Below are 21776 nucleotides of genomic sequence, written 5' to 3' on the forward strand. Positions count from 1 at the left end.
TCAGCGTTTCATGGCGCCGTCGGCGATCGAGTCGGCGGCCTCGCTGATGGCGATGCCGACGATCTCCAGGCGGCGTACGAGCTCGCGCTCTTTCATGCGCTCGGCCGTCAGCTCCCCGGAGAAGATGCGGGAGATCTCGTACTGGTACATCCGCCGGATCGCGCTGCCGGCCTTCTTGGCCTCCAGCGCGTCGTGCACCACCGCCGACGGGCTGGAGACGAGGTCGCGGACGGCGGTCTCCAGCGCGTCGATGCCGACGATCACCTGGTCGAGCAGCGGGGTGAAGCGGATCTGGTCGGGCACGCGGTAGAGATGCGACTCACGGACGAAGTCGCGCAGCGAGTCCAGCACGTCGTCGATCGAGCGCGACAGGCGGAACAGGTCCTCCCGGTCGATGGGCGTGATCAGGGCCGACTCCAGCTCCTCGACCAGGAGACGGCGCTCCTCGTCGCCCAGGTGCTCGATGGTGCGCATCTGCTCGTGCGCGCCCGTCCTGCCGACCTCGCCGCCGATCATCGCCATGGCCAGCCACGCGCCCTCCTTGGTGGCCTTCAACTGACCGAGCAGCGCGTCGGACAGCGCGGTGTCCATCCGCCCCGTCAGCAGATCGCGGATCCTGCGCAGCCGCCTCACCAGCCTGCCGCCCTTCACCCCATGACTCCCTTCCCGGCGTAGGCCGCCACCGCGGCCAGCAAGCCGCTGGCCGGCAACGTCAGCACCCAGGCCACCACGATCTTGACAGCCGCGTACCAGCGGACCCGGCCGCTGCCGCGCACCACGCCCGCGCCGATCAGCCCGCCGGCGATCGCCTGCGTCATGCTGACCGGCATGCCCACGGCGGAACAGCCGAGCACGGCGGTCCCGGCCGACAGCTCCGCCGCGACGCCGTGCAGCGGGCGGAAGGCGATGATCTCCCGGCTGAGCGTGCGGCCCGCCTTCGGCAGCCCGTACATCGCGCCGAGGCCGAACAGCACGGCCACCAGGATCGTGTACCGCGGCGGCGCGTCCGAGAAACCAATCGCGATCATGAAGATGGCCAGCATCTTCTGCCCGTCGTTGGCCGCGTACGCGATGATCTGCAGCGCGAACCCGATCCGGTGCCAGCCGCTCAGCTGGCGCACGTTGGAGAACCGGACCAGCAGCGTCGTCACCGCCCACGCCACCAGGCCGCCCACGAAGGGCGCGGCCAGCCCGAAGCCGAGCACCAGCGCCACGTACGGACCCGAGACCGGCAGCCCCCAGCCCAGGCCCGCCCCGGTCAGCCCGCCGACCAGGGCCAGCGTGAGGCTGGTCGGCCGGCCCTTGGCGGTCAGCACGGTGACCACGGCCAGCGCGCTCAGCACGGCGATCGCGGTGGCCGCCCGGCCGCCGGGGCCGTCGAAGGTGGCCAGCCGGTTCACCAGCGTCAGAGCCACCTCGTGGGTGGCCAGCGGCACCAGCGCGATCACCACGACCATGGCCAGGATGCCGGTGGCGGGACGCAGGGCAGGCAGCTTGAGCCCGGTGGCCAGGAGCGCGCCGCCGTCGTTCATGCCCGACACGATCGCGAACAGCCCGGCGACGGCGAAGAGCACCACGGCGTCCACGGGCATGGGGCAACCTCCGGAAAGACGGGCCTATACCGGAGATCTACCCAAGATCGAGTGAATAAGGCAGGTGAGGGCGTGGTTCGCGGGGCGGTAATCTCGATGGATCAGCCGCGCAGACCTCACCGAGAGCGATCCATGAGCGTTGCCGAGTACGTCCTCACGCTGTCCTGCCCCGACCGGCCCGGAGTCGTGGCCGCCGTGTCCAGTTTGCTGTCCGGACACGGCTGCAACATCACCGAGAGCCAGCAGTTCGGCGACCGCGACAGCGCGCGCTTCTTCATGCGGGTGCAGTTCGCCTCACCGCTCGGCGAGGACGAGGTGCGTGCCGCCTTCGCCGCCCTGGCCCCCGACTTCGGCATGGAGTTCCAGCTCCGCGACGTGGCCAGGAAGCCCAAGGTGCTGATCATGGTCAGCCGGTTCGACCACTGCCTCAACGACCTGCTCTACCGGGTGCGCAGCGGCGCCCTCGACATCGAGGTGGTCGCGGTCGTCTCCAACCACCCCGACCTGCGCCCGCTGACCCAGTCCCACGGCATCGACTACCACCACCTGCCGGTCACGCCCGACACCAAGCCGAAGCAGGAGGCCGAGGTGCTCGCGCTGGTCGAGCACTACCAGGTCGACCTCGTGGTGCTGGCCCGCTACATGCAGGTGCTGTCGGAGGGGCTCTGCGCCAAGCTGAGCGGGCGCGCGATCAACATCCACCACTCGTTCCTGCCGTCGTTCAAGGGCGCCAAACCCTACCGCCAGGCGCACGACCGCGGCGTCAAGCTGATCGGCGCGACCGCCCACTACGTCACGTCCGACCTCGACGAGGGGCCGATCATCGAGCAGGAGGTCGCCCGGGTCAACCACAGCCACTCGCCCGAAGACCTGGCCGCCATCGGCCGCGACGTCGAGAGCCTGACCCTGGCCAGGGCGGTCAAGTGGCACACCGAGCAGCGCGTCCTGCTCGACGGCCACAAGACGATCGTGTTCCCGCGCTGAGCTCCCGTGTTAGCCGTGCCCCCACCGGGGCACGCGCTGGACATGCCTGAAGAACCGAACGCCACACCACCTCCGCAGACCCAGTCCTATCCCGGAGACTCCGGCGAGATGGCGCCGGAGCCCCGCGACGAGATGCGCCGCTACGAGGGCAGGGGCCTGCTCGCCGGCAAGCGGGCGCTCGTCACCGGAGGCGACTCCGGCATCGGGCGGGCCGTCTCGATCGCCTTCGCCAAGGAAGGCGCCGACGTCGCGATCGCCTACCTGAGCGAGCACGAGGACGCCAACCACACCAGGAAGCTGATCGAGGCCGAAGGGCGGCGCTGCGTGCTGCTCCCCGGCGACCTGGGCGACCGCGACCACTGCGTCCAGGTCGTCGAGCGCACCGTCTCAGAGCTGGGCGGCCTGGACGTCGTCGTGAACAACGTCGCCTACCAGGAGCCGGCCGACTCGCTGGAGGAGCTGACCGACGAGCAGTGGGAGCGCACGTTCGCGGTCAACATCCACAGCTACTACCGCGTCACCAAGGCGGCGCTGCCCCACCTGAGGGAGGGGTCGGCGATCGTCAACACGTCCTCGATCAACGGCCTGCGCGGCAACAAGACGCTCCTCGACTACTCCGCGACCAAGGGTGCGATCAACGCCTTCACCTACGCGATGGCGCAGAACCTGGTCGACCGGGGCATCCGGGTCAACGCCGTGGCGCCCGGCCCGGTCTGGACGCCGCTCATCCCGGCCACGTTCCCCAAGGAGAAGGTCGAGGACTTCGGCAAGCAGGTGCCGATGAAGCGGGCGGCCGACCCCGACGAGATCGCGCCCTCGTACGTGTTCTTCGCCTCGGAGCTGATGTCGTCGTACTACACCGGCGAGGTGCTGGCGCCCATCGGCGGGGAGACGCTGCCCGGCTGACCATGCCGAACGCAGGCCGGATGAGAGTTCTCTCATCCGGCTTTCAGGCGGCTCTCCTCGTGAACCGGCATGCTGGACCGCATGAAGAGCCGAGCGCCCCTCCTCGCCATCCTGGCCGGACTGCTCGTGGCCGCGGTCGTGACGATCGGATTCGTCCGGGTGGCCGCGAGCGGTCCTGAGCTGGGCGGGCCGGTGGTGGTCTCGAACGAGCCGCCCGGCAACGCCGAGCCCACCGAGGACGCGGCGATTCCCGAGCCCACCGAGGACGCGGCGATCCCCGAGCCCACGGAGGACGCGGCGACCCCCCAGCCCACGGAGAGCACGGCGACCCCCGCGCCCGAGACTCCCGCGAGCGAGGACGACACGCCTGAGGCGTCCGCCAGGACCCCGTCCGTGTCGCGTGAGGCCAAGGCCGAACCCGTCAGACCCCCGTCGCCCAGGCCGGGCGGGGACGACGACGATGACGACGGCGACGATCACGGCGACGATGACGGCGACGACGGTGACGATGACTGATCCGGCATGCGGGTGACGGCCCGGGGCCGCATCGTCGGATGGATGCTCGCGGTCGTCGCGCTCGCCCTCTCCGTGGCGATCTTCGCCACCTGGGCGATCCTCGACCGGCTGATCGACGACCGGATCGACGCCGAGTTCGGCAACGAGGCGGAGAAGCTGCGCCGCTACGCCGCGACCGCCGTCGACGCCCGTGACGTGGACACGCTGCTGGCCGACTACCTGTCCTACAACCCGCCCGACGAGTGGGAGACGTTCTTCACGATCGTGGACGGGCGGCCGCACAAGGTGACCGGGGTCCCGCCGCCGGCCCGGCTCGACACCGACGACGCGCTCGTGGCCCGCCTGGGCCGGGCCACCGAGCCGGTGAGCGGCGAGACCGAGAGCGCCGCAGGCACCGTCCGTTACGCCGTCATCCCGGTCGAGGTGACCGGCGACGCCCGGCGGGGGCAGCTCGTCATCGCCGTCTTCTACGACCACTACCGCGACGAGGTGCTGGACGCGATGCGCGTGCTCGCCCTCGCGTCGCTGGCGTCGCTGGTGCTGGCCGGCGCGGCGGGCTGGTTCGTGGCGGGGCGGGTGCTTACCCCTGTCCGGCTGGTGCGGCAGACGGCCGAGCGGATCAGCGACTCCTCCGACCTCACCAGGCGGCTCGACGTGCCCGGGGACGACGACGTGTCCGCGCTGGCCGGCACCTTCAACCGCATGCTCGACCGGCTCGAACAGGCCTTCGCCGTGCAGCGGGACTTCGTCGACGACGCCGGCCACGAACTGCGCACCCCCATCACGGTGATCCGCGGCCACCTGGAGCTGATGGGCGACGACCCCGACGACCGGGCCGAGACCCTCGCCCTGGTCACCGACGAGCTGGACCGGATGAACCGGATGGTCGACGACCTGCTCACCCTGGCCAAGGCCGAGCAGCCCGGCTTCCTCGACGTCGAGGTGGTCGAGCTGGCCGATCTGACCGTCAGCGTGGTGGCCAAGGCGCGGGCGCTCGGCGAGCGGCGCTGGCGGGTGGACGAGGTCGCCGAGGCGCGCGTCCTCGCCGACCGGCAGCGGCTCACGCAGGCGCTCATGCAGCTCGCGGCCAACGCCGTGCGCCACACCGCCGCCGACGGCCGGATCACCGTCGGCTCCGCCGTACAGGACGGGGCCGTGCGGCTGTGGGTGCGCGACGACGGGCCGGGCGTGCCGATCGCCGACCGTGAGCGGATCTTCCGGCGGTTCGTACGGGCCGGCGGGCGGACCGGCGCGCACGAGGGCGCCGGGCTCGGCCTGGCCATCGTCAGATCCATCGCCGAGGCCCACGGCGGCGTCGTCGCGGTGGAGGACGCCCCCGGGGGCGGGGCGCGTTTCGTGATCACGATCCCGATGCGGGAGGTACGGTGAACCGGATTCTGATCGCCGAGGACGAGGCGCGGATCGCGTCCTTCGTGGAGAAGGGGCTGCGCGGCAACGGCTTCGTCACCGCCGTGGTGAGCGACGGCCCGGCCGCCTTCGACATGGCGGGCAGCGGCGCGTTCGACCTGCTCATCCTGGACATCGGGCTGCCGCTGAGCGACGGCTTCACGGTGCTGCGGCGGCTCAGGGAGGCCAAGGTCGGCATCCCGGTGATCATCCTGACCGCCCGCGACAGCGTCACCGACAAGGTGGCCGGGCTGGAGGGCGGCGCCGACGACTACATCGCCAAGCCGTTCGCGTTCGAGGAACTGCTGGCCCGGGTGCGGCTGCGGCTGCGCGCCGACCGCGCCCCCGAAGTGACCGTGCTGCGGGTCGCCGACCTGGCGCTCGACCTGCGCACGCGGCGCGCGTACGTGGGGGAGCGGGCGGTGGATCTGTCGACGCGGGAGTTCGCGCTCGCGGAGGCGTTCTGCCGCCACCCCGACCAGGTGCTGACGCGGGAGCAACTGCTCAGCCACGTGTGGGGGTTCGACTTCGACCCGGGCTCCAACGTGGTCGACGTGTACGTGCGCTACCTGCGCCGCAAGATCGGCGCCGAACGGATCGAGACCGTGCGGGGGACGGGCTACCGGCTGCGGGCGACCCCGTGAACCGGCGGCGCCGTCCTGGATGAGAACGTCCTCACGATCGGCTCACAGGCGCTTCACCGCCGGGCGCGACGCTGTTCACGACAGCGCAAGACCCCCCGGGAGGACCCTTGAGACCGACCACGCTCCTCGCCTTCGCGATGGACCTGGCCGCGATCGTCACGCTCGCGTACGGCCTGTACTACCGCCGCCATCACCGGCGCGACCTGCTCTTCGCCTACGTGGCGCTGAACACCGGCATCTTCGCCGTGGTCTCGCTCATGCTGGTCCAGCGGGTGGACCTGGCGGTCGGGTTCGGGCTGTTCGGCGTGCTGGCCATCATCCGGCTCCGGTCCGCGGAGATCACCCAGCAGGAGATCGCGTACTACTTCATCGCCATCGCGCTCGGCCTGGTCAACGGCATCGCCGCGGCCTGGCCGCTGACCGCGCTGTTCCTCGACGCGGCGCTGCTGGCGGTGATGTACGTGGCCGACCACCCGCGGCTGCTCGGCCGTACCTGCCAGCAGGTGGTGACGCTGGACGTGGTGCACACCGACCCCGCCCTGCTCCGCGCCGATTTGGAGAGCCGGCTCGGCGGGCGGGTGCTGCAGTGCGTGGTCACCCAGGTCGACTACGTGCGGGACGTCACCGTGGTGGACGTCCGCTACGAGGCCCCGGCGGAGCGGCGGGCGGTGGCGTGGCGATGACCGAGTGGCCCGACGCCGGGGTCCTGCTCGCCGGGGTGGCCGCCGGCCTGGCGCCCGTCACGCTGGAGGAGGTCGCCGCTCATGCCCCCCTGATGTCCCGGGTGGACCGCAAGTACCTGGTGCCCGCTTCCGTCCTGCCGCGCCTGGCCGGCGAGCTCGGCGACCGGTTCGCGGTGCTGGAGATCGGCGGGCGGCGCCAGTTCCGCTACACCTCCACCTACTTCGACACGCCGGACCTGCTCACCTTCCGCCAGCACCGGCAGCAGCGCCGCCGCCGCTTCAAGATCCGTACGCGCACGTACCTGGACGGCGGCGGGCGCTGGCTGGAGGTGAAGCTGAAGGGCGCGAGCGGCAGCACCGACAAACAGCGCATCCCGTACGACGGCGCGGCCCCGCACGCGCTCACCCCCGAGGCGCTCGACTACCTCTCCACCACCCTGGCCTCCGGGCTGCGGCTGCCCAGGCCGGCGTCGCTCGGCCCGGTGCTGTCCACCGACTACCGCCGGGTCACCCTCGTCGACCGGTCCGGGGCCGCCCGGCTGACCTGCGACAGCGGCCTCGTCTGCCACGACGGCCGGCGGGCGCTCCCGGCCCGGCGCGACCGCGTCCTGCTGGAGTCGAAGTCCGCCGACGGGGACGCCGCCGCCGACCGGGCGCTGCGCCGCATGGGGATCCGCCCGGTGAACGTCAGCAAGTACTGCCTCGGCGTCGCCGCCCTGCTGGACGTCCGGGCCAACCCGTGGCACCGGGTGCTGCGTCACTACTTCAGATCGGCCACCACACCGAAGTGATCACTCGCCCACACGCCGCCCACCGGCCGGTCGAACACCCGGAAGCACGCCTCCAGCCCCAGCGGAGGCCCGGTGGGCCCGCAGCGCACCAGCACGTAGTCGATCCGCCGCCCGGTCTCCCTCGGCCAGTTGCCCTCGGTCACCAGCGGGTTCACCGGGCTGAAGGTGTGCCCGTCCGCGTCCGGGTGCGCCCACTCCCAGGCGTCCCGGTAGCAGACGCTCATGCCCTCCAGCGACTGCAGCCCGCGCCAGAACCGCAGACCGGCCGAGTCCGGCGTGGCGTCGAAGTCGCCGGCCACCACCACCGGCAGGTCGCGGCCGGCGAGCATCCGCTCCGCCAGCCGCGCCGACGCCACCGCCTGCAGCTCGCGTTCCCGCTCGTGGCCGAGCCGGAACGACGGCTTGTGGTTCATGAAGATCAGCGGTACGGGACCGCGCACCTCGACGACGCCCACCCACGCGGCGAACTCCGTCAGGTCGACCCGCCGCGTCACGGGCATCCTGGCCTGGCGCGCGGCGCCCAGCGGCCACCGGCTCGCGATCGACGCCCGGGTGCCGTCGGGCTCGCCGTGACTCTGGTGGACCACGTGGTAGCCGTCCCCGAGCAGGTCGGCGACCTGGTCGTACCCTTCGTGGACCACGGACTCCTGAAACGCGACCAGGTCCGGCCGCAGCTCGCGCAGGCCGCTCGCCAGCACGTCGCGGCGGGCGGGCCAGTCGCCGTGGCGGGCCCACAGGTTCATGGTCAGCACGCGCATGCGAAGGCCACTGCCCCGCCGCGCGGGCCCGTCACGGACGATAGGTGCCGAAGAACCAGGTGTTGCCCTGCGGGTCCACGGCGGCGTACTCGCGGGAGCCGTACGGCTGCTCCACCAGCTCCATGGTGATCTTCGCGCCGGCCGCCACGGCGCGGTCGTGGTGGGCGTCGACGTCCTCCACGGCGATGTAGACGCCGGGACCGCCGGTGGCGCCCCGCCCCAGCATGATCACGTCGTCGCCGACGGCCAGCTCGGCGTGAACCACCGCGCCCTCGTCGTCCTTGGACACGTCCTGCGCCTTGAAACCGAAGGCGCCGGTGAGGAAGTCGATCGCCGCGGCGCAGTCGGGGTAGCGGGAGAGTGCGTAGACCTTCATGAGATCAGTGTCCGGCGGCCGGCATCCTGGGTCTTGGACGAATCTGACCGGGCGTGACCGCGGCCAGCACGCGGAACTCGCGGTTCATGTGCGCCTGGTCGTAGAAGCCGCACGCCGCCGCCACCTCGGCGATCGCGGCGCCCGAGCGCAACTGCTCCGCCGCCCGGTGGAAGCGGATCACCCGCGCCGCCGCCTTCGGCGTCAGCCCGACCTGGTCGCGGAAGCGGGACACCAGGTGGCGGTGGCTGCGCTCCAGCGCCGCGGCCAGCGACGCGACCGGGACCGCGCCGCCCGACTCCAGCAGCCGCGCCCACGCCCACCGGACCTCCTGATCAGGCTCGGGCCCGTCGGCCAGCCGCCCGGCGAGCAGCCGTTCGGCCAGCGCCAGCCGCTCCGCCCCGGGCGGCGCGGCGGCCAGCCGCTCGGCCGCCTCCCGCCCCCACCGGCCGAGCAGCTCACCGGCCGGCACCGCCAGGTTGGCCAGGTGCCGCAGCGGCATCCCGAACAACCGCCTGGCCCCGAAGGGCGTGAGATCGACCTGCACCCCCTCGGTCGGCTCGGTCATCCGGGTGATTGTGAACCGGTCGGACGGCCCGGCCCCGAACGAGACCAGCCGCTCGCCGTCCACCTCCATCGGCCCGGCGAACCCGAGGATCAGCACCACGCCCGTGATGGCCGGCTCGACCCGGGTCAGCGGCTCGCCGTGGTCCTCGCGGTAGTCGGCCAGGCGACGCGCGTAGGGGCGGAGGGCAGCGCCGGGGACCGACCCGGCCATGGTCAGTCCCCGTTCGCTCATGTTTTCGACTATAGGCCGAGCTGCTTCGCCATGAAGGTCAGCGTGTCGGCCGACAGGTCGACCGACCGGCTGATCGAGCGGGCGCCGTGGCCCACCTCGGTCTCGTTGCGCAGCAGGATCGGCCCGTCGCCGGCGGTGGCGTGCTGGAGCGCGGCGCACATCTTCCACGCGTGCAGCGGGTGCACCCGGGTGTCGGACTGGAACACCGTGAACAGCGTCGCGGGATAACGCACCCCCTCCTTGACCTGGTGGTAAGGAGAGTAGGCGCGCAGCCAGCCGAACTGCTCGGGGTCGTCGGCCGAACCGTACTCGACGTTCCAGGTCGCGCCCAGCCCGAACTTCTCGTACCGGATCATGTCGAGCAGCGGCGCCGAGCAGACCACGGCCCGATAGAGCTCGGGGCGCTGGGTGAGCGCGGCGCCCACCAGCAGGCCGCCGTTGGAGCCGCCCGAGATGCCGAGCAGGGCGGGGGTGGTCACGCCGGTCTCGATGAGATGCTCGGCCGCCGCGTGGAAGTCGTCGAACACGTTCTGCTTGTGGCCGAGCATGCCCGAGCGGTGCCAGTCTTCGCCCTCCTCGCCGCCGCCGCGCAGGTTGGCGATCGCGTACACGCCGCCCGCCTCGACCCAGCTCAGGATCGACGCCGAGTAACCCGGGGTCATCGACACCCCGAACCCGCCGTACCCGTAGAGGATCGTCGGCCTCGGCCCCTCGCCTTCGACCGGCGCGATGACGAGCATGCGCACGTCCGTGCCGTCCTTCGACCGGTAGACCACCTGCTCGGTGCGGACCGTGGGGACGTCCACCGCGCCCGGCGAGGCGGCCCAGAGCGTGGTCTCGCCCGTCCGCGCGTCGTAGCGCTGGATGGTCGGCGGGGTGGTGTTGTCGGTGTAGCCGAACCACGCCTCGTGGCCGCCTTCCGGCCGCTCCGCGATGCCGCCGATGGTGCCCAGGCCGGGCGTCGGCACCTGGCCGAGCCGCTCGCCGGTCGCCAGGTCGTGCACGCTGATCTCGCTGATCGCGTGGCGGGTCCAGCCCACCAGCATCACCGGGCGGTCGAGGTCGTCGAGGATCGCGAAGTCGGACAGCACCGCCTCCGGGTCCTGCGGGATCAGGTCGCGCCAGGCCTCGAACTCCGGCCGCTCCGGGTCGGTGACGCACACCCGGGCCCGGGGCGCGTCGCGGTCGGTGTGCACGTAGACCCGGCCGTCGCGGCCGAACACCAGCCCGGTCTGCGCGTCGACGCCCTCCTGCACCACCCGCAGCTCCGGCCGGTCGGCGGCGGAGGAGGTCAGGTCGGCGATCCACAGGTCGTTGCGCGGGGCCGTGCCCTCGCTGGCCGAGATCTGCAGCCAGCGGCCGTCGCGCGACACCGAGACGCCGTAGTAGTTGGTCATCTTCATGCCGTCACCGAAGATCATCACGTCGTCCTCGGTGGACGTGCCGATCCGGTGCAGGTAGACGCGGCGGTGGAACTGCCGCTCGTCCTCCGGCACTTCCGTGCTCGGCAGCCGGCGCACGTAGTAGAACGCCTCCCCGCCCGGCAGCCAAGCGATCGGCGAGTAGCGGCAACGGTCGATCGGCCCCTCCACCCGCGAGCCCGTCGCCACGTCGATCACGTAGAGCACCGACTCCTCGTCGCCGCCCACCGAGATCTGGTAGGCCAGCAGCCGCCCCTCCTTGTCGGGCTGCACCGCGTCCAGCGTCGTCAGCCCCGACGGGTCGAGCGCCATCGGGTCGACCAGCGCCCGCTCGGTGCCGTCGGGCTCCACCACGTAGTAGACCGCGTGCTCCTGCTCGGGCGTGCGGCGGCTGAAGAAGTAGCGCCCGCCGCGCCACGCGGGCGTGCCCACCGACCCCGACTTCAGCAGCTCGGCGATCCGCGACTTGAACCGCTGCGGCTCGCTCGACCGCTTGAACAGCTCGGCCTGCTCGACCAGCCAACGCTCCGTCTCCGGGCTGCCGGGATCCTCCAGCCAGCGGTACGGGTCGGGAACGGTGATGCCGTGCAGGACGTCGGCGGTCTCCTCGCGTGGCGCCGCCGGGTAGGACTCTCGCGTCATGCTCGAACCCTACGGCACAGCACGGGGCCCGGCGGCGGGCGTAAAGCCCAGGTGATGCGGGAATAAACCGTAACGTGCGTCCCTCTGGTCATTCCGGGCCGGTGGTTAAGGGGTGGCGGGGACGCTGCGGTAAACGCCAGACTTGCTGACAGGACGGTGCCGTGGTGTCCATCCGCTGGGCCGTCCGGCGGAGGTCCACGTGAGGGTTGTGTCGATGCCCCAGGAGGGGCGAATAGCCGGGACATGCCGCGGCATGTCCCCTTTGATACGGGTGCAGCAGGGAGAGGCCCGATGATGCGCCAAGTCCTGCTGCTCAACGCCACCTACGAGCCCCTGACCACGCTTTCCCTGCACCGCGCCATCGTGCTCGTGCTGCGGGAGAAGGCCGACATCGTCCACCGCGACGGCCGCGGAGCCGTGCTGCGCTCCGCCAGTCGCACCCTCGACGTGCCGTCGGTCATCCGGCTCAGACGATACGTCCGCATCCCGTACCGGTCCCGCATCCCCCTGACCAGGGCCGCCCTCATGCGGCGCGACGACTACCGGTGCGCCTACTGCGGGCAGCGGGCCGAGACCATCGACCACGTCGTCCCCCGCTCCAAGGGCGGCACGCACACGTGGGAGAACTGCGTCGCCTCGTGCTCGCCGTGCAACCACAGGAAGGCCGACAAGTTCCTTGAGGAGCTCGGATGGTCCCTGCGGGTCGCCCCGTCCGTCCCGCGGGGCGCTCACTGGCGGCTGATCGGCGCCTCGCTCATCGGCGACCCCCAATGGGCGCCCTACCTGGAGGCGGCGGCCTGACCCGGGCCCGGCACCCCGTGCCGGGCCCGCGGTCCCCTTGCGCGCCCTTTGCGCGCCCTTTGCGCGCCCTTTGCGGCGCCCGCCTCCTGCCTGCCACCATCCGGGTATGTGGACATTCACCCGGGACGTGGAGGCGTACGCCAAGGCAGCTGAGCCGTTCCTGATGGCCGACCCCGTGCGCAACACGGTCGCCCTCACCGCCCTGGCCGGGATCCGCGCGGGCCTGCCCGCCGACGGCGCGCTCTACGGCTGGTGGACCGACGGCGGCCAGGTGCGCGGCGCCGTCTTCCGCACCCCGCCGCACCCTTGCGTGCTGGCCCGGATGCCGGTCGAGGCCATCGCGCCGCTCGTGGCGGCCCTGGGGGGCGACGTCCCGGAGTTCGTCGGGCCGGTAGAAGTCACCCGCGAGGTGCAGCACGCGCTGGGCAGCCCCGGCCGGGTGCTGCCCGAGCGGCTCTACCGGCTGGGCACGCTCACCGTCCCCCAGGCGCCCGGCCGCGGCAGGCCCGCAACCGGCGACGACGTGCCGCTGCTCGCGGGCTGGACCCGGGCCTTCTTCGACGAGGTGGCGCTCGAAGGGGGCGACATCATGTCCCGCGTCACGCGGCGGGTGGCCGCGGGCGAGCTGTTCCTGTGGGAGGACGGCGGCGAGCCGGTGTCGATGGCCGGGCTGTCCGTCGCGGTCGGCGGCGTCTGCCGCGTCGCCCCGGTCTACACGCCGCCGGCGCGCCGCAGGCGAGGGTACGGGGCCGCCGTCACCGCCCACGTGTGCACGGTCGGGCTGGCGGAACGCTGCGACCAGATCGTGCTCTTCACCGACCTGGCCAACCCGACGAGCAACGCGGTCTACCAGTCGATCGGGTTCGAACCGGTCGCCGACTACGCCCAGGTGACCATCCGGCCCTGACGACGGTGGTGACCTTGGGTACCCTGGTCGCATGCCGCGTTACGACTACCGCTGCCGCGCCTGCGGCTCCACGTTCGAGGTGTCCCGGCCGATGTCGGCGTCGAGCGACCCGGCCAGCTGCCCGGAGGGCCACGACGACACGGTCAAGCTGCTCACCACGGTCGGCATGACCGGCTCCGCCACCGCCACCGCCCCCCGCCCCGCCTCGGGCGGCGGCTGCTGCGGCGGTGGCTGCTGCGCCTAGTGTTCGCAGCCGGGGCATGAGCGCGGCGATGGTGACGCCTGCCCGCAGAGCTGTCGGACAACTGCTGCGCGGGCCTCAGTACCTGCTCACGGTTGCGGGCGCGCGTCGCGAGGAAGGTACGTGCTCACGGTTGCGGCGCGCGTGGCGAGGGGATAGGGCCCCAGGGCGCGCCTGTGCTCATCGAGATCCTCCGCATCGACGACGGCCGGCGCGCGGAGACCTGGGGCGTCACCGAGGGCCCGGACCCACGCTGACGACTGATCAACGCCCGCGCCTGAGCGAGCCGACCGACAGAGCATCGGCGCCGTACGACCCACAGCAACAGGCGGCCCCCGGTGGGCGGCGTGCCTGGTGGGATGGGCACGCCGCCCGGGGGGAGGTCAGGCGGCCCTGGTGCGCTTGCGGCGCTGGAACGGCAGGAAACGGTCGGCCAGGTGAGGGCGGGAAGGGGTCAGGGTGGGCTCGACCGCGATGATGCGGTCGAACCGGAAGGCCCGGATCGCCCGGCGCATCCGGCACACTCCCACGAGATACCAGTAATCACGGTGGACCAGGCAGGTCACCGGCTCGACCTCGCGGCTGGTGATGCTGCCGGCGGCGTCGCGGTAGTGGAGACGGACCATCATGCGGCTGGTGATGGCGTCGGCGATGAGCCGGGCCCGGGCGGCCACGTCGGCGGGCAGCGGCTCGATGAGGGTGTCGAGGGTGGCGGCGATGACGTCGTCGTCGAGGTCGAGATGGTCGAGGGCGTGCTGCAGGCCGCGCCGTGCGGTGACGGCCTGCGGGCCCGACCCCAGGTGAGCCAGGGACAGTGCGAGTGCGGCGATCTCGGCGGTCGTCAGCGGTTGCGTCTGGGGCTTCACGACTTCAGCCATACCCCAAGAATAGGTAAAGCCACTGACATTTTCGAAAGTGTGTACGGCAGGCGACAGGAGTGTCGCCTGCCGTTCGGGTCACGTGGACAGCTGGGACAGGTCGCGCGAGGCGCCGGTGGAGGCCGAGGTGGTCATGGCCGCGTACGCCTGCAGCGCCGCGCTCACCGGCCGCTCGCGGTCGCGCGGGCGGTGACCGCCGAGCTCGGCCAGCAGCCGCTCGCGGCGGGCGGCCAGCTCGGCCTCGGGGACGCGCAGCTCCATCGTGCGGTTGGGGATGTCGATCTCGATGATGTCGCCGTCCTCGACGAGCGCGATCGCGCCGCCCTCGGCCGCCTCGGGTGAGGCGTGGCCGATCGACAGTCCGGACGTGCCGCCGGAGAAGCGGCCGTCGGTGACCAGGGCGCACGTCTTGCCCAGGCCCTTGCCCTTGAGGAACGAGGTCGGGTAGAGCATCTCCTGCATGCCGGGGCCGCCCTTGGGGCCCTCGTAGCGGATGACCACCACGTCGCCCGCCTTGACCCGGTCGCCCAGGATGCCCTCGACCGCCTGCTCCTGCGACTCGAACACGACGGCCGGCCCGGTGAACCTCCAGATCGACTCGTCGACCCCGGCGGTCTTCACCACGGCGCCGTCGCGGGCGATGTTGCCGTAGAGCACGGCCAGGCCGCCGTCGGCGGTGTAGGCGTGCTCCAGGTCGCGCACGCACCCGGCGGCCCGGTCGAGGTCGAGGTCGTCCCACCGGTTGTCCTGCGAGTAGGGCTTGACCGTGCGGACGTTGCCCGGCGCGGCGTGCCACAGCTCGATCGCCTCGGGCTTGACCGTGGGCGACACCGGGTCCCAGTCGGCCAGCAGGTCGCCGAGCGTGCCGCCGTTGACCGTCGGGACGTCGCGGTGGAGCAGCCCGGCCCGGTCGAGCTCGCCCAGGATGGCCGGGATGCCGCCGGCGCGGTGGACGTCCTCGACGTGGTACTTGCTGGTGGCCGGGGCGACCTTACACAGGCACGGCACCCGCAGCGAGATCTCGTTGATCTCCTTGAGCCCGAAGTCGACCTGCGCCTCGCGGGCCGCGGCCAGGATGTGGAGGATCGTGTTGGTGGAGCCGCCCATCGCCACGTCGAGCGCCATGGCGTTCTCGAACGCCTCGCGGGTGGCGATCGAGCGCGGCAGCACCGACTCGTCGCCCTCCTCGTAGTAGCGGCGGCTGATCTCGACGAGGGTGCGGCCGGCCTCCTCGAACAGGTCCTTGCGGGCCCGGTGGGTGGCCAGGATCGTGCCGTTGCCCGGCAGCGCCAGACCGATCGCCTCGGCCAGGCAGTTCATGGAGTTGGCGGTGAACATGCCGGAGCACGACCCGCAGGTCGGGCAGGCGTTCTCCTCCATCTCCAGCAGCTCGGCGTCGGTGACGGACTCGTCGGCGGAGGCGATCATCGGGTCGATCAGGTCGAGCTTGCGGCCGGGCGTCTTGCCGGCCTCCATCGGCCCGCCGGAGACGAAGACCGTCGGGATGTTGAGCCGGAACGCGGCCAGCAGCATGCCCGGGGTGATCTTGTCGCAGTTGGACACGCAGATCAGCGCGTCGGCGCAGTGGGCGTTGACCATGTACTCGACGGCGTCGGCGATGAGCTCGCGCGACGGCAGCGAGTAGAGCATGCCGCCGTGGCCCATGGCGATGCCGTCGTCGACCGCGATCGTGTTGAACTCGCGGGGGATGGCCCCGGCCTCGCGGATCGCCGCGGACACCACGTCGCCGACGTCGCGCAGATGGACGTGACCCGGCACGAACTGGGTGAAGCTGTTGGCCACCGCGACGATGGGCTTGCCGAAGTCGCTCCCGGCTACGCCGGTCGCCCGGAGCAGGGCCCGGGCACCGACCATGTTCCTGCCGTGGGTGACCGTACGTGACCTGAGCGGGGGCATGGAGCTTCTCCCATCGTCGTGCGTCCATCCATGGTACGGCTCGCCGCCCGGTAGTTGAGACGGTTGTCCACGACCCGATACGCGTCAGGCGGGGACGCGGATCGCCGCGAGCTGCGTCGCCTGCGCCACCAGCCGGCCCGTGGAGTCCCACACCATGGCCGTCTCGTCCATCCTCCCACCGCCGACCTCGGTGACCGACAGGCGCACCTGGACCGGGCCGGGGGAGGGCAGGCGCAGCACGTGCGCGGTGAGCTGGATCGTCGGCGCCCAGCCCGGCAGGCCGAGGTCGTAGGAGGCCGGAGGCACCGGGTCGAGGGCGAGCAGCAGGCTGAGCGGGTCCCACGCGGCGCCGTCCTTGAGCCGCTGCCAGCTGTCGAGCCGCCCTTCCCTGCTGGGCTCCCCGAACACGAAGCCCAGCTGCTCGGGGTGGAGGCGCAGCTCCAGCACGTCCATCAACGGCACCGGGAACGCGTTGCCCGGCACCTCGCGCGGCGCCAGGAAGCAGGAGTCCTCCGGAGGCATCTCGACCGCCCGCACCGACGTCCAGTGCGGCTCGGCGTCGTCCAGCAGCCCGAGTGTCACCAGCGCCGCCACCCGCGGCCGGCCCTGCTGCGTCAGCTCCGCCCTGACCTGGGTGATGGTCCTGCCGGTGCGCAGCGCCTCCACCCGCACCTCGGCCGGGCCGGGCTCGGGCGGCTCGACGAAGGACGCGCTCACGGCGGTCACGTGCGGGTGGCCGGGGCCCGCCGCGTTCTCCAGCGCCGCTCTGGCAAGCACCGCCATCAGGTAGCCGCCGTGCAGCTTGTCGCCCACGCTCCAGGTGGCGTCGAGCCTGGTCTCGTACGTGCCCGCACCGGTGGGCTCGACCGCCGTCGCCTCGTCGAATTCCGTCATCTGTTCCCTTTCGCAGGACGTCAGATTGACACCGTTAACCTAACGACGTCAACCTAGAGGCGTGACGGAGAAACGGGTCCGGGCCCGCCGCGGCGACGGCGCGCTGCTGCGCGAGGAGCTGCTGCGCGCGGCCGAGGAGCTGCTGGACGAGACCGGCACCGAGGAGGCGCTCACCATCCGCGCGGTCGCCGCCCGCGCCGGGGTCTCCACGCCCTCGGTCTACCTGCACTTCGCCGACAAGGACGAGCTGCTGGAAGCGGTCTGCCTGCGGGTGTGGGACGAGCTCGGCAGGCTCGTCGCCGACTGCCGCGACCCCGATCCGTTCCAGCGGCTGGGCCGGTGCGGCCGGGCCTACATCCGCTTCGCGCTCGACCGTCCGGTGCAGTACCGGGTGCTGATGATGACCCCCTCGACGGGAGAGGCGGTGCCGCCCGCCGCCCGCGCGTGCTTCGGCTACATGCTGGACGCGGTGCGCGCCTGCGTCGAGTCGGGCGTGCTGCGGGGCGAGCCCGAGCAGCTCGCCCTCGCCCTGTGGTCCGCGGCGCACGGCTGCGCCGCGCTGCTCATCGCGCAGCCGTCGTTCCCGTGGCCGGACCGCGAGGTGATGGTCGACCTGATGGTCCGGATCAGCGGGTTCGGGGCCGCGCTCGGGCCGCGCCTGACGGGCCGGCCGCCGTCCAGCGCCGACCTCGCCGCCGCGCTGGACGCCTTCGCGGCCCGCCTGCCGGCCGGCGACGGACCGGCCTCATAGCCCGTACGCGGGATCAGAACGCGCGGGATCAGAACGCGCGGGATCAGGACGGTCGCGACAGCTGGGGGAGGACCTTCTCGCCGAAGGCGTCGATGAAGGCGTGCTGCTCCTGGCCCACGTGGTGCAGATAGAGCCCGTCGAAGCCCAGCCCGGCGAGCTCGGCCAGCCAGCCCGCCTGGCGTTCCAGGTCGGCGGAGACCAGCACCGAGGCCCGCATGTCCTCGGGCCTGACCGCCACGGCGGCCTGCTCGAACGCGGACGGGGTCTCCAGGTTCCAGGCCACCTCGCCGCCGAACATCCCCGTGCGCCACTGCTCGTGCGCGATGCGCAGCGCCGTGTCCTCGTCCTCGGCCCACGACAGGTGGACCTGGAGGTAGATCGGCTTGCCCTCGCCGCCGCCCTCGCGGAACGCCTGGATAACCTGGCGCAGCCGGGACACGTCCTGGTTGACGGTGATGAGCCCGTCGGCCCACGAACCGGCCCACTTGGCCGTCTCGGCGGTGACGGCCGCGCCGATCAGCGGAGGCGGCGACTCGGGGAGGGTGTAGAGGCGCGCGCGGTCGACCCTGACCAGCCCGTCGTGCGACACGCACTCCCCGGCGAACAGCGCCCGCATGACGTCGACGCACTCAAGCAGCCGCGCGTTGCGCTCCGCCTTGGCCGGCCACCGGTCGCCGGTGATGTGCTCGTTGAGCGCCTCGCCGCTGCCCAGCGCCATCCAGAACCGGCCAGGGAACATCTCGCGCAACGTGGCCGCCTTCTGCGCGGCCACCGCCGGGTGGTAACGCTGGCCGGGCGCGCTGACGACGCCGAACGGCAAGCTGGTACGGGCCAGCGCGGCTCCCAGCCAGGACCAGGCATAACCGGAATGACCCTGGGCGTGGCTCCACGGCGCGAAGTGGTCGGAGCACATCGCGGCGGCGAAGCCCGCCTCCTCGGCCCGGCACACCGCCTCCAGCAGGGCGCTCGGCGCGAGCTGTTCGTGCGAGGCGTGGAAACCGAGTGTGACCATGGGGGCTCTCCTCAGGGGGATCAACGGGCGTCCGGGGCCGCGCGCACGCCCGGCCCCGCCATCTCTCTCCCGCTTCCCCGGCGCGGCCCGGTTACCCGGGATCGCCGCGACGTCCTGAGGAGGCTCCGGTGATCAGCCCTCGCCGTAGCGCGGGGGGAGCACCTGGGCGGCGATCTCGTAGATCTTGTTGATCTCGGTCTCGGTGAGCGCGTGCTCCCGCTTGGTGATCCATCGGCGCGCCCGGCCGCCTTCGTAGACGTCCACGCCCTTGATCGTCATGATCTTCCAGGGCACCGGCGGGCCGTAGATGGCCAGCGAGGGCACCACGGAGACCTGGTGGCCGTAGGCCTTGCTGATCAGCTCGGCGGCCCTGGTGGCCTCGCCCTTGGCCTCGACCAGCCGGTCCTTCTTGTCGAAGGGGCCGTGGAAGAGCTTCTTGCCCATCTGGACGCGTACGGGGAGCCGCTTGTCCCACTTCTCCGAGTCGACCGCGTACACCCCCGTGGGCCCGACGACCAGATGGTCGATCTGCGCCTCGGTGCCGGGGATGGCGCGGGCGTGGAGCGTACGGTAGCCGCGGCGCTCAAGCTGCCGGAGCTGCGCCTCGGTGCGGCGCTCGGCCACGGAGGACCGCCGCCAGGCGGGCACCGTCGAGTTGGAACGCGCGCGGTAGACGGCCTCGCCGATGGCGGCGAGCACGCCCGCGGTCGCGCCGACCCGCCAGTCCATGACGAGCAGGCCCACGGCGACGCCGACGGCCAGGGCCAGCAGAGCGCGGTTGCGCATGCGCCGGAAGCGCGGCTGCTGGAGCAGCACACGCATGGAGGTCCGCTCGACCGGCGCATAGGTGGTGGTGGGCGCCGATGGCTTGGCGGTCTGCTCGTTTTCCGGTCTGTCCCTCACCCAGATCGGGGACGTGTCGTGACCGTCTTCACGCTGAGGGTCGGAGTCCACGTCGCTCACCGTAGCCCGCGGGTCTGATGCATTCCTAGTGCTGCCTTGTCCATAGTTTTATGGCCCAGCTCACTGTGTCCTACGCCCGGTTTCCGGGTACTTATTACGTTCTTCTCTAGAGAGGTTCGGGGGCGTCCGGGAGCGATCCTAGCTCTGCCGGAGGCCGTGCCGATCATGTTGACCAGGTCTTGGTCATCTCCTGTCAAGACTCTCGTCCATGGGTCTGGCCGGACGCACGGCCCGGGATTACGTTCGTGATGTGGACAGCGCGCTGGAGATCCTGCTCTTTCTCATCGGGGTGTCGCTGGGGTTGTTCGTGTTGATCAGCCTGCTCGTCTTCATACCGGGGCGCGGTGCCGCGCGTAAGGCGGAAGCCGGGCCGGTGTGGATCGGCGGGCCGGGCCGCACCGACCGAGGCGTCAGCACGTCCGGGCTGGTCCTGGTCGACCGGCCGCCGCGGTGGGCGCCGCCTGGCGAGATCGACTGGGTCGCCGCCGCGGAGACCGCCGAGCCCGGCAGGCGGGTCGGCGGCGCTTCGGCGGGATGGTGATCGGCATGCGAACTCTCACCGCGGCCCAGGCCGACGACGTGCGGGAGGCCCTGCGAGCCGCCGAGCGGCGCAGCGGCCTGCGCTTCGCGCTCTTCCTCGGCTCGCCGGTCGGCGGCAGGCGGCACTTCGCCGAACGCCTGCACGCCGCGCTCGACGAGGAGGCGGACGACGCGGTCGTGATCATGGTCGACCTGGGCGGCCGCGCCCTGGAGATCGTCACCGGCGAGCAGGCCAGGCGCAGGCTCTCCGACGCGTCGTGCCGGCTGACGGCGATGTCCATGGCCACCGCGTTCAGCGCCGGAGACCTGGTGGGCGGTCTGCTGTACGGGATCGGCGCCCTGGCCGAGCAGGCCACCGCCCGCCGCTGAGTCAGTCGCCGATCAGCGCCGTGACGTGGTCGCTCACGCCCTTGAGCAGCGTGGACGGCTCGATCGGGGCCTGGGCGACGGCGGCGAACAACGACGGCAGGCCGGGCAGCGGGAAACCGTCGTCGGCCGCGGCCGCCGCGCCCACCGCGTTCTTGCCGAGCGCCGTGCGGCTGCGCTCCCACGCGTCGAGCACCTCCTCGGGCGACGGCACGCCGAAGCCGTGGCCCACCGGCGCCGCGTGACGCAGCCGTACCAGCGGGGTCTCCGCGAACGCCAGCGCCGTGCGGGCGCGCACCTGGAGGTCGGCGCGCGGCTCGGGAGCGATCCAGTCCATGGCCGTGCAGGGGTTGCGGCAGGTGGCGACGCACACCGCGAGCGCGCCCGCCACCTGGCTGTGCTGCCGGTCGAAGTACGCGCGCCAGCCTTCCGCGGGCTCGCCCGCCACGCGAAGAGTCCGGTTGGTGGCCGACTGCTCGGACTTGGTGTGGTCACACTCGCGGTCGCCGATCACGCCGAACCGGCTCCCGGCCACGCTCAGCCCCTCCGGCCAGCCCGCCGGGTCGCCCGCGTGACCCAGGTGCGGCTCGAACGCCAGCAACGGCAGGTATTCGGAGGCGATGTGCACCGCGGCGATCATCGGGCTCAGCTCCCGCCGGTGCCAGCGGATCGCGATGACCTCCAGCAGCAGGCCGTAGGCGGGACGCAGCGACTCCAGCGCCCCGCGCGGTTGCTCGCGCGGGGTCTGCGGCATGTGACAGGCCCGCGCCTGCCGCCTGAGCGAGGCGGGCACGGCCTTGGTGTCGACGGCGAAGTCCTCGGCGTCGAGCGACAGCAGCCGCTGCCCGAACTCACAGGCCTCCGCGATGCGGGGGTCGGGCGTCAGCGCCCCGAGGTCGGCGAACGCGTAGCGCCGGGCCAGCGCCATGAACAGATCACGAGTCGTCTCCACCGGATCACCCTACTCAGCCCCACCCACAGGAACGCGCC

25 protein-coding genes are annotated in these 21776 nt (G+C 72.1%); 13 read left to right on the forward strand and 12 right to left on the reverse strand.

What is annotated here, in order from left to right; genetic code table 11:
- The gene (locus ACGFI7_RS21475; protein WP_393406982.1) at positions 1 to 651 is read right to left on the reverse strand and encodes a DUF47 domain-containing protein; all 651 of its coding nucleotides are present in this window, start codon (positions 649 to 651) and stop codon (positions 1 to 3) included.
- On the reverse strand, positions 648 to 1592 hold the full coding sequence (locus ACGFI7_RS21480; RefSeq protein WP_393406986.1) for an anion permease: 945 nt from the start codon (positions 1590 to 1592) through the stop codon (positions 648 to 650). The genes ACGFI7_RS21475 and ACGFI7_RS21480 overlap by 4 nt, the downstream gene beginning before the upstream one ends.
- A 132-nt stretch (positions 1593 to 1724) precedes the next feature.
- Here ACGFI7_RS21480 and purU point away from each other — a divergent pair, with 132 nt between their 5' ends.
- From purU to ACGFI7_RS21515, 7 genes are all read left to right on the forward strand, one after another.
- Complete coding sequence (gene purU / locus ACGFI7_RS21485) at positions 1725 to 2576, forward strand: formyltetrahydrofolate deformylase (RefSeq protein WP_393406988.1); 852 nt, start codon at positions 1725 to 1727, stop codon at positions 2574 to 2576.
- Positions 2577 to 2618: 42 nt separating this feature from the next.
- Complete coding sequence (locus tag ACGFI7_RS21490) at positions 2619 to 3482, forward strand: SDR family oxidoreductase (RefSeq protein ID WP_393406991.1); 864 nt, start codon at positions 2619 to 2621, stop codon at positions 3480 to 3482.
- Between the two features lie 81 nt (positions 3483 to 3563).
- Positions 3564 to 3998, forward strand: a complete 435-nt coding sequence (locus ACGFI7_RS21495) for a hypothetical protein (protein ID WP_393406994.1) — start codon at positions 3564 to 3566, stop codon at positions 3996 to 3998.
- 42 nt (positions 3999 to 4040) lie between these two features.
- Complete coding sequence (locus tag ACGFI7_RS21500) at positions 4041 to 5387, forward strand: ATP-binding protein (RefSeq protein WP_393406997.1); 1347 nt, start codon at positions 4041 to 4043, stop codon at positions 5385 to 5387.
- Positions 5384 to 6049 (forward strand): response regulator transcription factor, encoded by a 666-nt coding sequence (locus tag ACGFI7_RS21505; protein ID WP_393406999.1) that lies wholly within the window; start codon positions 5384 to 5386, stop codon positions 6047 to 6049. Before ACGFI7_RS21500 ends, ACGFI7_RS21505 begins: the two co-directional genes overlap by 4 nt.
- Positions 6050 to 6186: 137 nt before the next feature.
- Positions 6187 to 6732, forward strand: coding sequence for a DUF4956 domain-containing protein (locus ACGFI7_RS21510; protein WP_393407163.1), 546 nt, complete (start codon positions 6187 to 6189; stop codon positions 6730 to 6732).
- Positions 6729 to 7523, forward strand: a complete 795-nt coding sequence (locus ACGFI7_RS21515) for a polyphosphate polymerase domain-containing protein (RefSeq protein WP_393407001.1) — start codon at positions 6729 to 6731, stop codon at positions 7521 to 7523. Before ACGFI7_RS21510 ends, ACGFI7_RS21515 begins: the two co-directional genes overlap by 4 nt.
- On the opposite strand, the gene ACGFI7_RS21520 is transcribed toward ACGFI7_RS21515, so the two are convergent.
- From ACGFI7_RS21520 to ACGFI7_RS21535, 4 genes are read right to left on the reverse strand one after another with little or no spacing between them, the layout of a single operon-like run.
- Positions 7493 to 8281 (reverse strand): endonuclease/exonuclease/phosphatase family protein, encoded by a 789-nt coding sequence (locus ACGFI7_RS21520; protein ID WP_393407003.1) that lies wholly within the window; start codon positions 8279 to 8281, stop codon positions 7493 to 7495. The two genes, ACGFI7_RS21515 and ACGFI7_RS21520, sit on opposite strands and share 31 nt — an antisense overlap.
- A gap of 31 nt (positions 8282 to 8312) precedes the next feature.
- Positions 8313 to 8657: a VOC family protein gene (locus ACGFI7_RS21525; RefSeq protein ID WP_393407006.1), complete on the reverse strand. Its 345-nt coding sequence runs from the start codon at positions 8655 to 8657 to the stop codon at positions 8313 to 8315.
- 4 nt (positions 8658 to 8661) lie between these two features.
- Complete coding sequence (locus ACGFI7_RS21530; protein ID WP_393407008.1) at positions 8662 to 9453, reverse strand: helix-turn-helix domain-containing protein; 792 nt, start codon at positions 9451 to 9453, stop codon at positions 8662 to 8664.
- A gap of 8 nt (positions 9454 to 9461) precedes the next feature.
- A complete protein-coding gene (locus ACGFI7_RS21535) occupies positions 9462 to 11516 on the reverse strand; it encodes a prolyl oligopeptidase family protein (RefSeq protein ID WP_393407011.1) in 2055 nt (684 codons plus the stop codon).
- Between the two features lie 294 nt (positions 11517 to 11810).
- On the opposite strand from ACGFI7_RS21535, the gene ACGFI7_RS21540 reads away from it, so the two are divergent.
- The 3 genes from ACGFI7_RS21540 (at position 11811) to ACGFI7_RS21550 (ending at position 13468) form a co-directional block, all read left to right on the forward strand.
- Entirely contained in the window at positions 11811 to 12317 is a 507-nt protein-coding gene (locus ACGFI7_RS21540) for an HNH endonuclease (RefSeq protein WP_393407165.1), read from the forward strand.
- Positions 12318 to 12423: 106 nt separating this feature from the next.
- Positions 12424 to 13224 (forward strand): GNAT family N-acetyltransferase, encoded by an 801-nt coding sequence (locus ACGFI7_RS21545; protein ID WP_393407014.1) that lies wholly within the window; start codon positions 12424 to 12426, stop codon positions 13222 to 13224.
- Between the two features lie 31 nt (positions 13225 to 13255).
- Positions 13256 to 13468, forward strand: coding sequence for a zinc ribbon domain-containing protein (locus ACGFI7_RS21550; RefSeq protein ID WP_393407016.1), 213 nt, complete (start codon positions 13256 to 13258; stop codon positions 13466 to 13468).
- Between the two features lie 380 nt (positions 13469 to 13848).
- On the opposite strand, the gene ACGFI7_RS21555 is transcribed toward ACGFI7_RS21550, so the two are convergent.
- From ACGFI7_RS21555 to ACGFI7_RS21565, 3 genes are all read right to left on the reverse strand, one after another.
- A complete protein-coding gene (locus tag ACGFI7_RS21555; protein WP_393407018.1) occupies positions 13849 to 14343 on the reverse strand; it encodes a helix-turn-helix transcriptional regulator in 495 nt (164 codons plus the stop codon).
- 78 nt (positions 14344 to 14421) lie between these two features.
- Positions 14422 to 16260 carry a dihydroxy-acid dehydratase gene (gene ilvD, locus ACGFI7_RS21560; protein WP_393407021.1) on the reverse strand — a complete coding sequence of 613 codons (1839 nt, stop codon included), beginning with the start codon at positions 16258 to 16260 and terminating at the stop codon, positions 14422 to 14424.
- An 84-nt stretch (positions 16261 to 16344) separates the two neighbouring features.
- On the reverse strand, positions 16345 to 17154 hold the full coding sequence (locus tag ACGFI7_RS21565; protein WP_393407023.1) for a thioesterase family protein: 810 nt from the start codon (positions 17152 to 17154) through the stop codon (positions 16345 to 16347).
- 61 nt (positions 17155 to 17215) lie between these two features.
- Between ACGFI7_RS21565 and ACGFI7_RS21570 the strand changes: the two genes are divergently transcribed.
- Positions 17216 to 17905, forward strand: a complete 690-nt coding sequence (locus ACGFI7_RS21570) for a TetR/AcrR family transcriptional regulator (protein WP_393407026.1) — start codon at positions 17216 to 17218, stop codon at positions 17903 to 17905.
- 43 nt (positions 17906 to 17948) lie between these two features.
- Here the strand turns inward: ACGFI7_RS21570 and ACGFI7_RS21575 are convergent, their stop codons facing one another.
- Complete coding sequence (locus tag ACGFI7_RS21575) at positions 17949 to 18917, reverse strand: TIGR03885 family FMN-dependent LLM class oxidoreductase (RefSeq protein ID WP_393407029.1); 969 nt, start codon at positions 18915 to 18917, stop codon at positions 17949 to 17951.
- A gap of 132 nt (positions 18918 to 19049) precedes the next feature.
- Entirely contained in the window at positions 19050 to 19739 is a 690-nt protein-coding gene (locus ACGFI7_RS21580) for a nuclease-related domain-containing protein (RefSeq protein ID WP_393407032.1), read from the reverse strand.
- Positions 19740 to 20130: 391 nt separating this feature from the next.
- Between ACGFI7_RS21580 and ACGFI7_RS21585 the strand changes: the two genes are divergently transcribed.
- Positions 20131 to 20421 carry a hypothetical protein gene (locus ACGFI7_RS21585; RefSeq protein WP_393407034.1) on the forward strand — a complete coding sequence of 97 codons (291 nt, stop codon included), beginning with the start codon at positions 20131 to 20133 and terminating at the stop codon, positions 20419 to 20421.
- A gap of 5 nt (positions 20422 to 20426) precedes the next feature.
- Positions 20427 to 20789, forward strand: a complete 363-nt coding sequence (locus tag ACGFI7_RS21590; protein WP_393407036.1) for a DUF5130 family protein — start codon at positions 20427 to 20429, stop codon at positions 20787 to 20789.
- A 1-nt stretch (position 20790) separates the two neighbouring features.
- Here ACGFI7_RS21590 and ACGFI7_RS21595 read toward each other — a convergent pair whose 3' ends face one another.
- Entirely contained in the window at positions 20791 to 21738 is a 948-nt protein-coding gene (locus ACGFI7_RS21595; protein ID WP_393407039.1) for a hypothetical protein, read from the reverse strand.
- Positions 21739 to 21776: the final 38 nt, after the last annotated feature.

Origin of the sequence: Nonomuraea sp. NPDC048826, from assembly GCF_043198225.1 — a bacterium.
Taxonomy (GTDB): domain Bacteria; phylum Actinomycetota; class Actinomycetes; order Streptosporangiales; family Streptosporangiaceae; genus Nonomuraea.

What these genes read in the sequence shown, in the direction of transcription:
- ACGFI7_RS21535 (WP_393407011.1), bottom strand. Translation starts at nt 11,516, where the DNA reads ATGACGCGAGAGTCCTACCCGGCGGCGCCACGCGAGGAGACCGCCGAC.
- ACGFI7_RS21530 (WP_393407008.1), bottom strand. Translation starts at nt 9,453, where the DNA reads ATGAGCGAACGGGGACTGACCATGGCCGGGTCGGTCCCCGGCGCTGCC.
- ACGFI7_RS21515 (WP_393407001.1), top strand. Translation starts at nt 6,729, where the DNA reads ATGACCGAGTGGCCCGACGCCGGGGTCCTGCTCGCCGGGGTGGCCGCC.
- ACGFI7_RS21480 (WP_393406986.1), bottom strand. Translation starts at nt 1,592, where the DNA reads ATGCCCGTGGACGCCGTGGTGCTCTTCGCCGTCGCCGGGCTGTTCGCG.
- ACGFI7_RS21580 (WP_393407032.1), bottom strand. Translation starts at nt 19,739, where the DNA reads ATGCGTGTGCTGCTCCAGCAGCCGCGCTTCCGGCGCATGCGCAACCGC.
- ACGFI7_RS21540 (WP_393407165.1), top strand. Translation starts at nt 11,811, where the DNA reads ATGCGCCAAGTCCTGCTGCTCAACGCCACCTACGAGCCCCTGACCACG.
- ACGFI7_RS21590 (WP_393407036.1), top strand. Translation starts at nt 20,427, where the DNA reads ATGCGAACTCTCACCGCGGCCCAGGCCGACGACGTGCGGGAGGCCCTG.
- ACGFI7_RS21495 (WP_393406994.1), top strand. Translation starts at nt 3,564, where the DNA reads ATGAAGAGCCGAGCGCCCCTCCTCGCCATCCTGGCCGGACTGCTCGTG.
- ACGFI7_RS21520 (WP_393407003.1), bottom strand. Translation starts at nt 8,281, where the DNA reads ATGCGCGTGCTGACCATGAACCTGTGGGCCCGCCACGGCGACTGGCCC.
- ACGFI7_RS21550 (WP_393407016.1), top strand. Translation starts at nt 13,256, where the DNA reads ATGCCGCGTTACGACTACCGCTGCCGCGCCTGCGGCTCCACGTTCGAG.
- ACGFI7_RS21500 (WP_393406997.1), top strand. Translation starts at nt 4,041, where the DNA reads ATGCTCGCGGTCGTCGCGCTCGCCCTCTCCGTGGCGATCTTCGCCACC.
- ilvD (WP_393407021.1), bottom strand. Translation starts at nt 16,260, where the DNA reads ATGCCCCCGCTCAGGTCACGTACGGTCACCCACGGCAGGAACATGGTC.
- ACGFI7_RS21565 (WP_393407023.1), bottom strand. Translation starts at nt 17,154, where the DNA reads ATGACGGAATTCGACGAGGCGACGGCGGTCGAGCCCACCGGTGCGGGC.
- ACGFI7_RS21490 (WP_393406991.1), top strand. Translation starts at nt 2,619, where the DNA reads ATGCCTGAAGAACCGAACGCCACACCACCTCCGCAGACCCAGTCCTAT.
- ACGFI7_RS21545 (WP_393407014.1), top strand. Translation starts at nt 12,424, where the DNA reads ATGTGGACATTCACCCGGGACGTGGAGGCGTACGCCAAGGCAGCTGAG.
- ACGFI7_RS21525 (WP_393407006.1), bottom strand. Translation starts at nt 8,657, where the DNA reads ATGAAGGTCTACGCACTCTCCCGCTACCCCGACTGCGCCGCGGCGATC.
- ACGFI7_RS21575 (WP_393407029.1), bottom strand. Translation starts at nt 18,917, where the DNA reads ATGGTCACACTCGGTTTCCACGCCTCGCACGAACAGCTCGCGCCGAGC.
- purU (WP_393406988.1), top strand. Translation starts at nt 1,725, where the DNA reads ATGAGCGTTGCCGAGTACGTCCTCACGCTGTCCTGCCCCGACCGGCCC.
- ACGFI7_RS21555 (WP_393407018.1), bottom strand. Translation starts at nt 14,343, where the DNA reads ATGGCTGAAGTCGTGAAGCCCCAGACGCAACCGCTGACGACCGCCGAG.
- ACGFI7_RS21510 (WP_393407163.1), top strand. Translation starts at nt 6,187, where the DNA reads ATGGACCTGGCCGCGATCGTCACGCTCGCGTACGGCCTGTACTACCGC.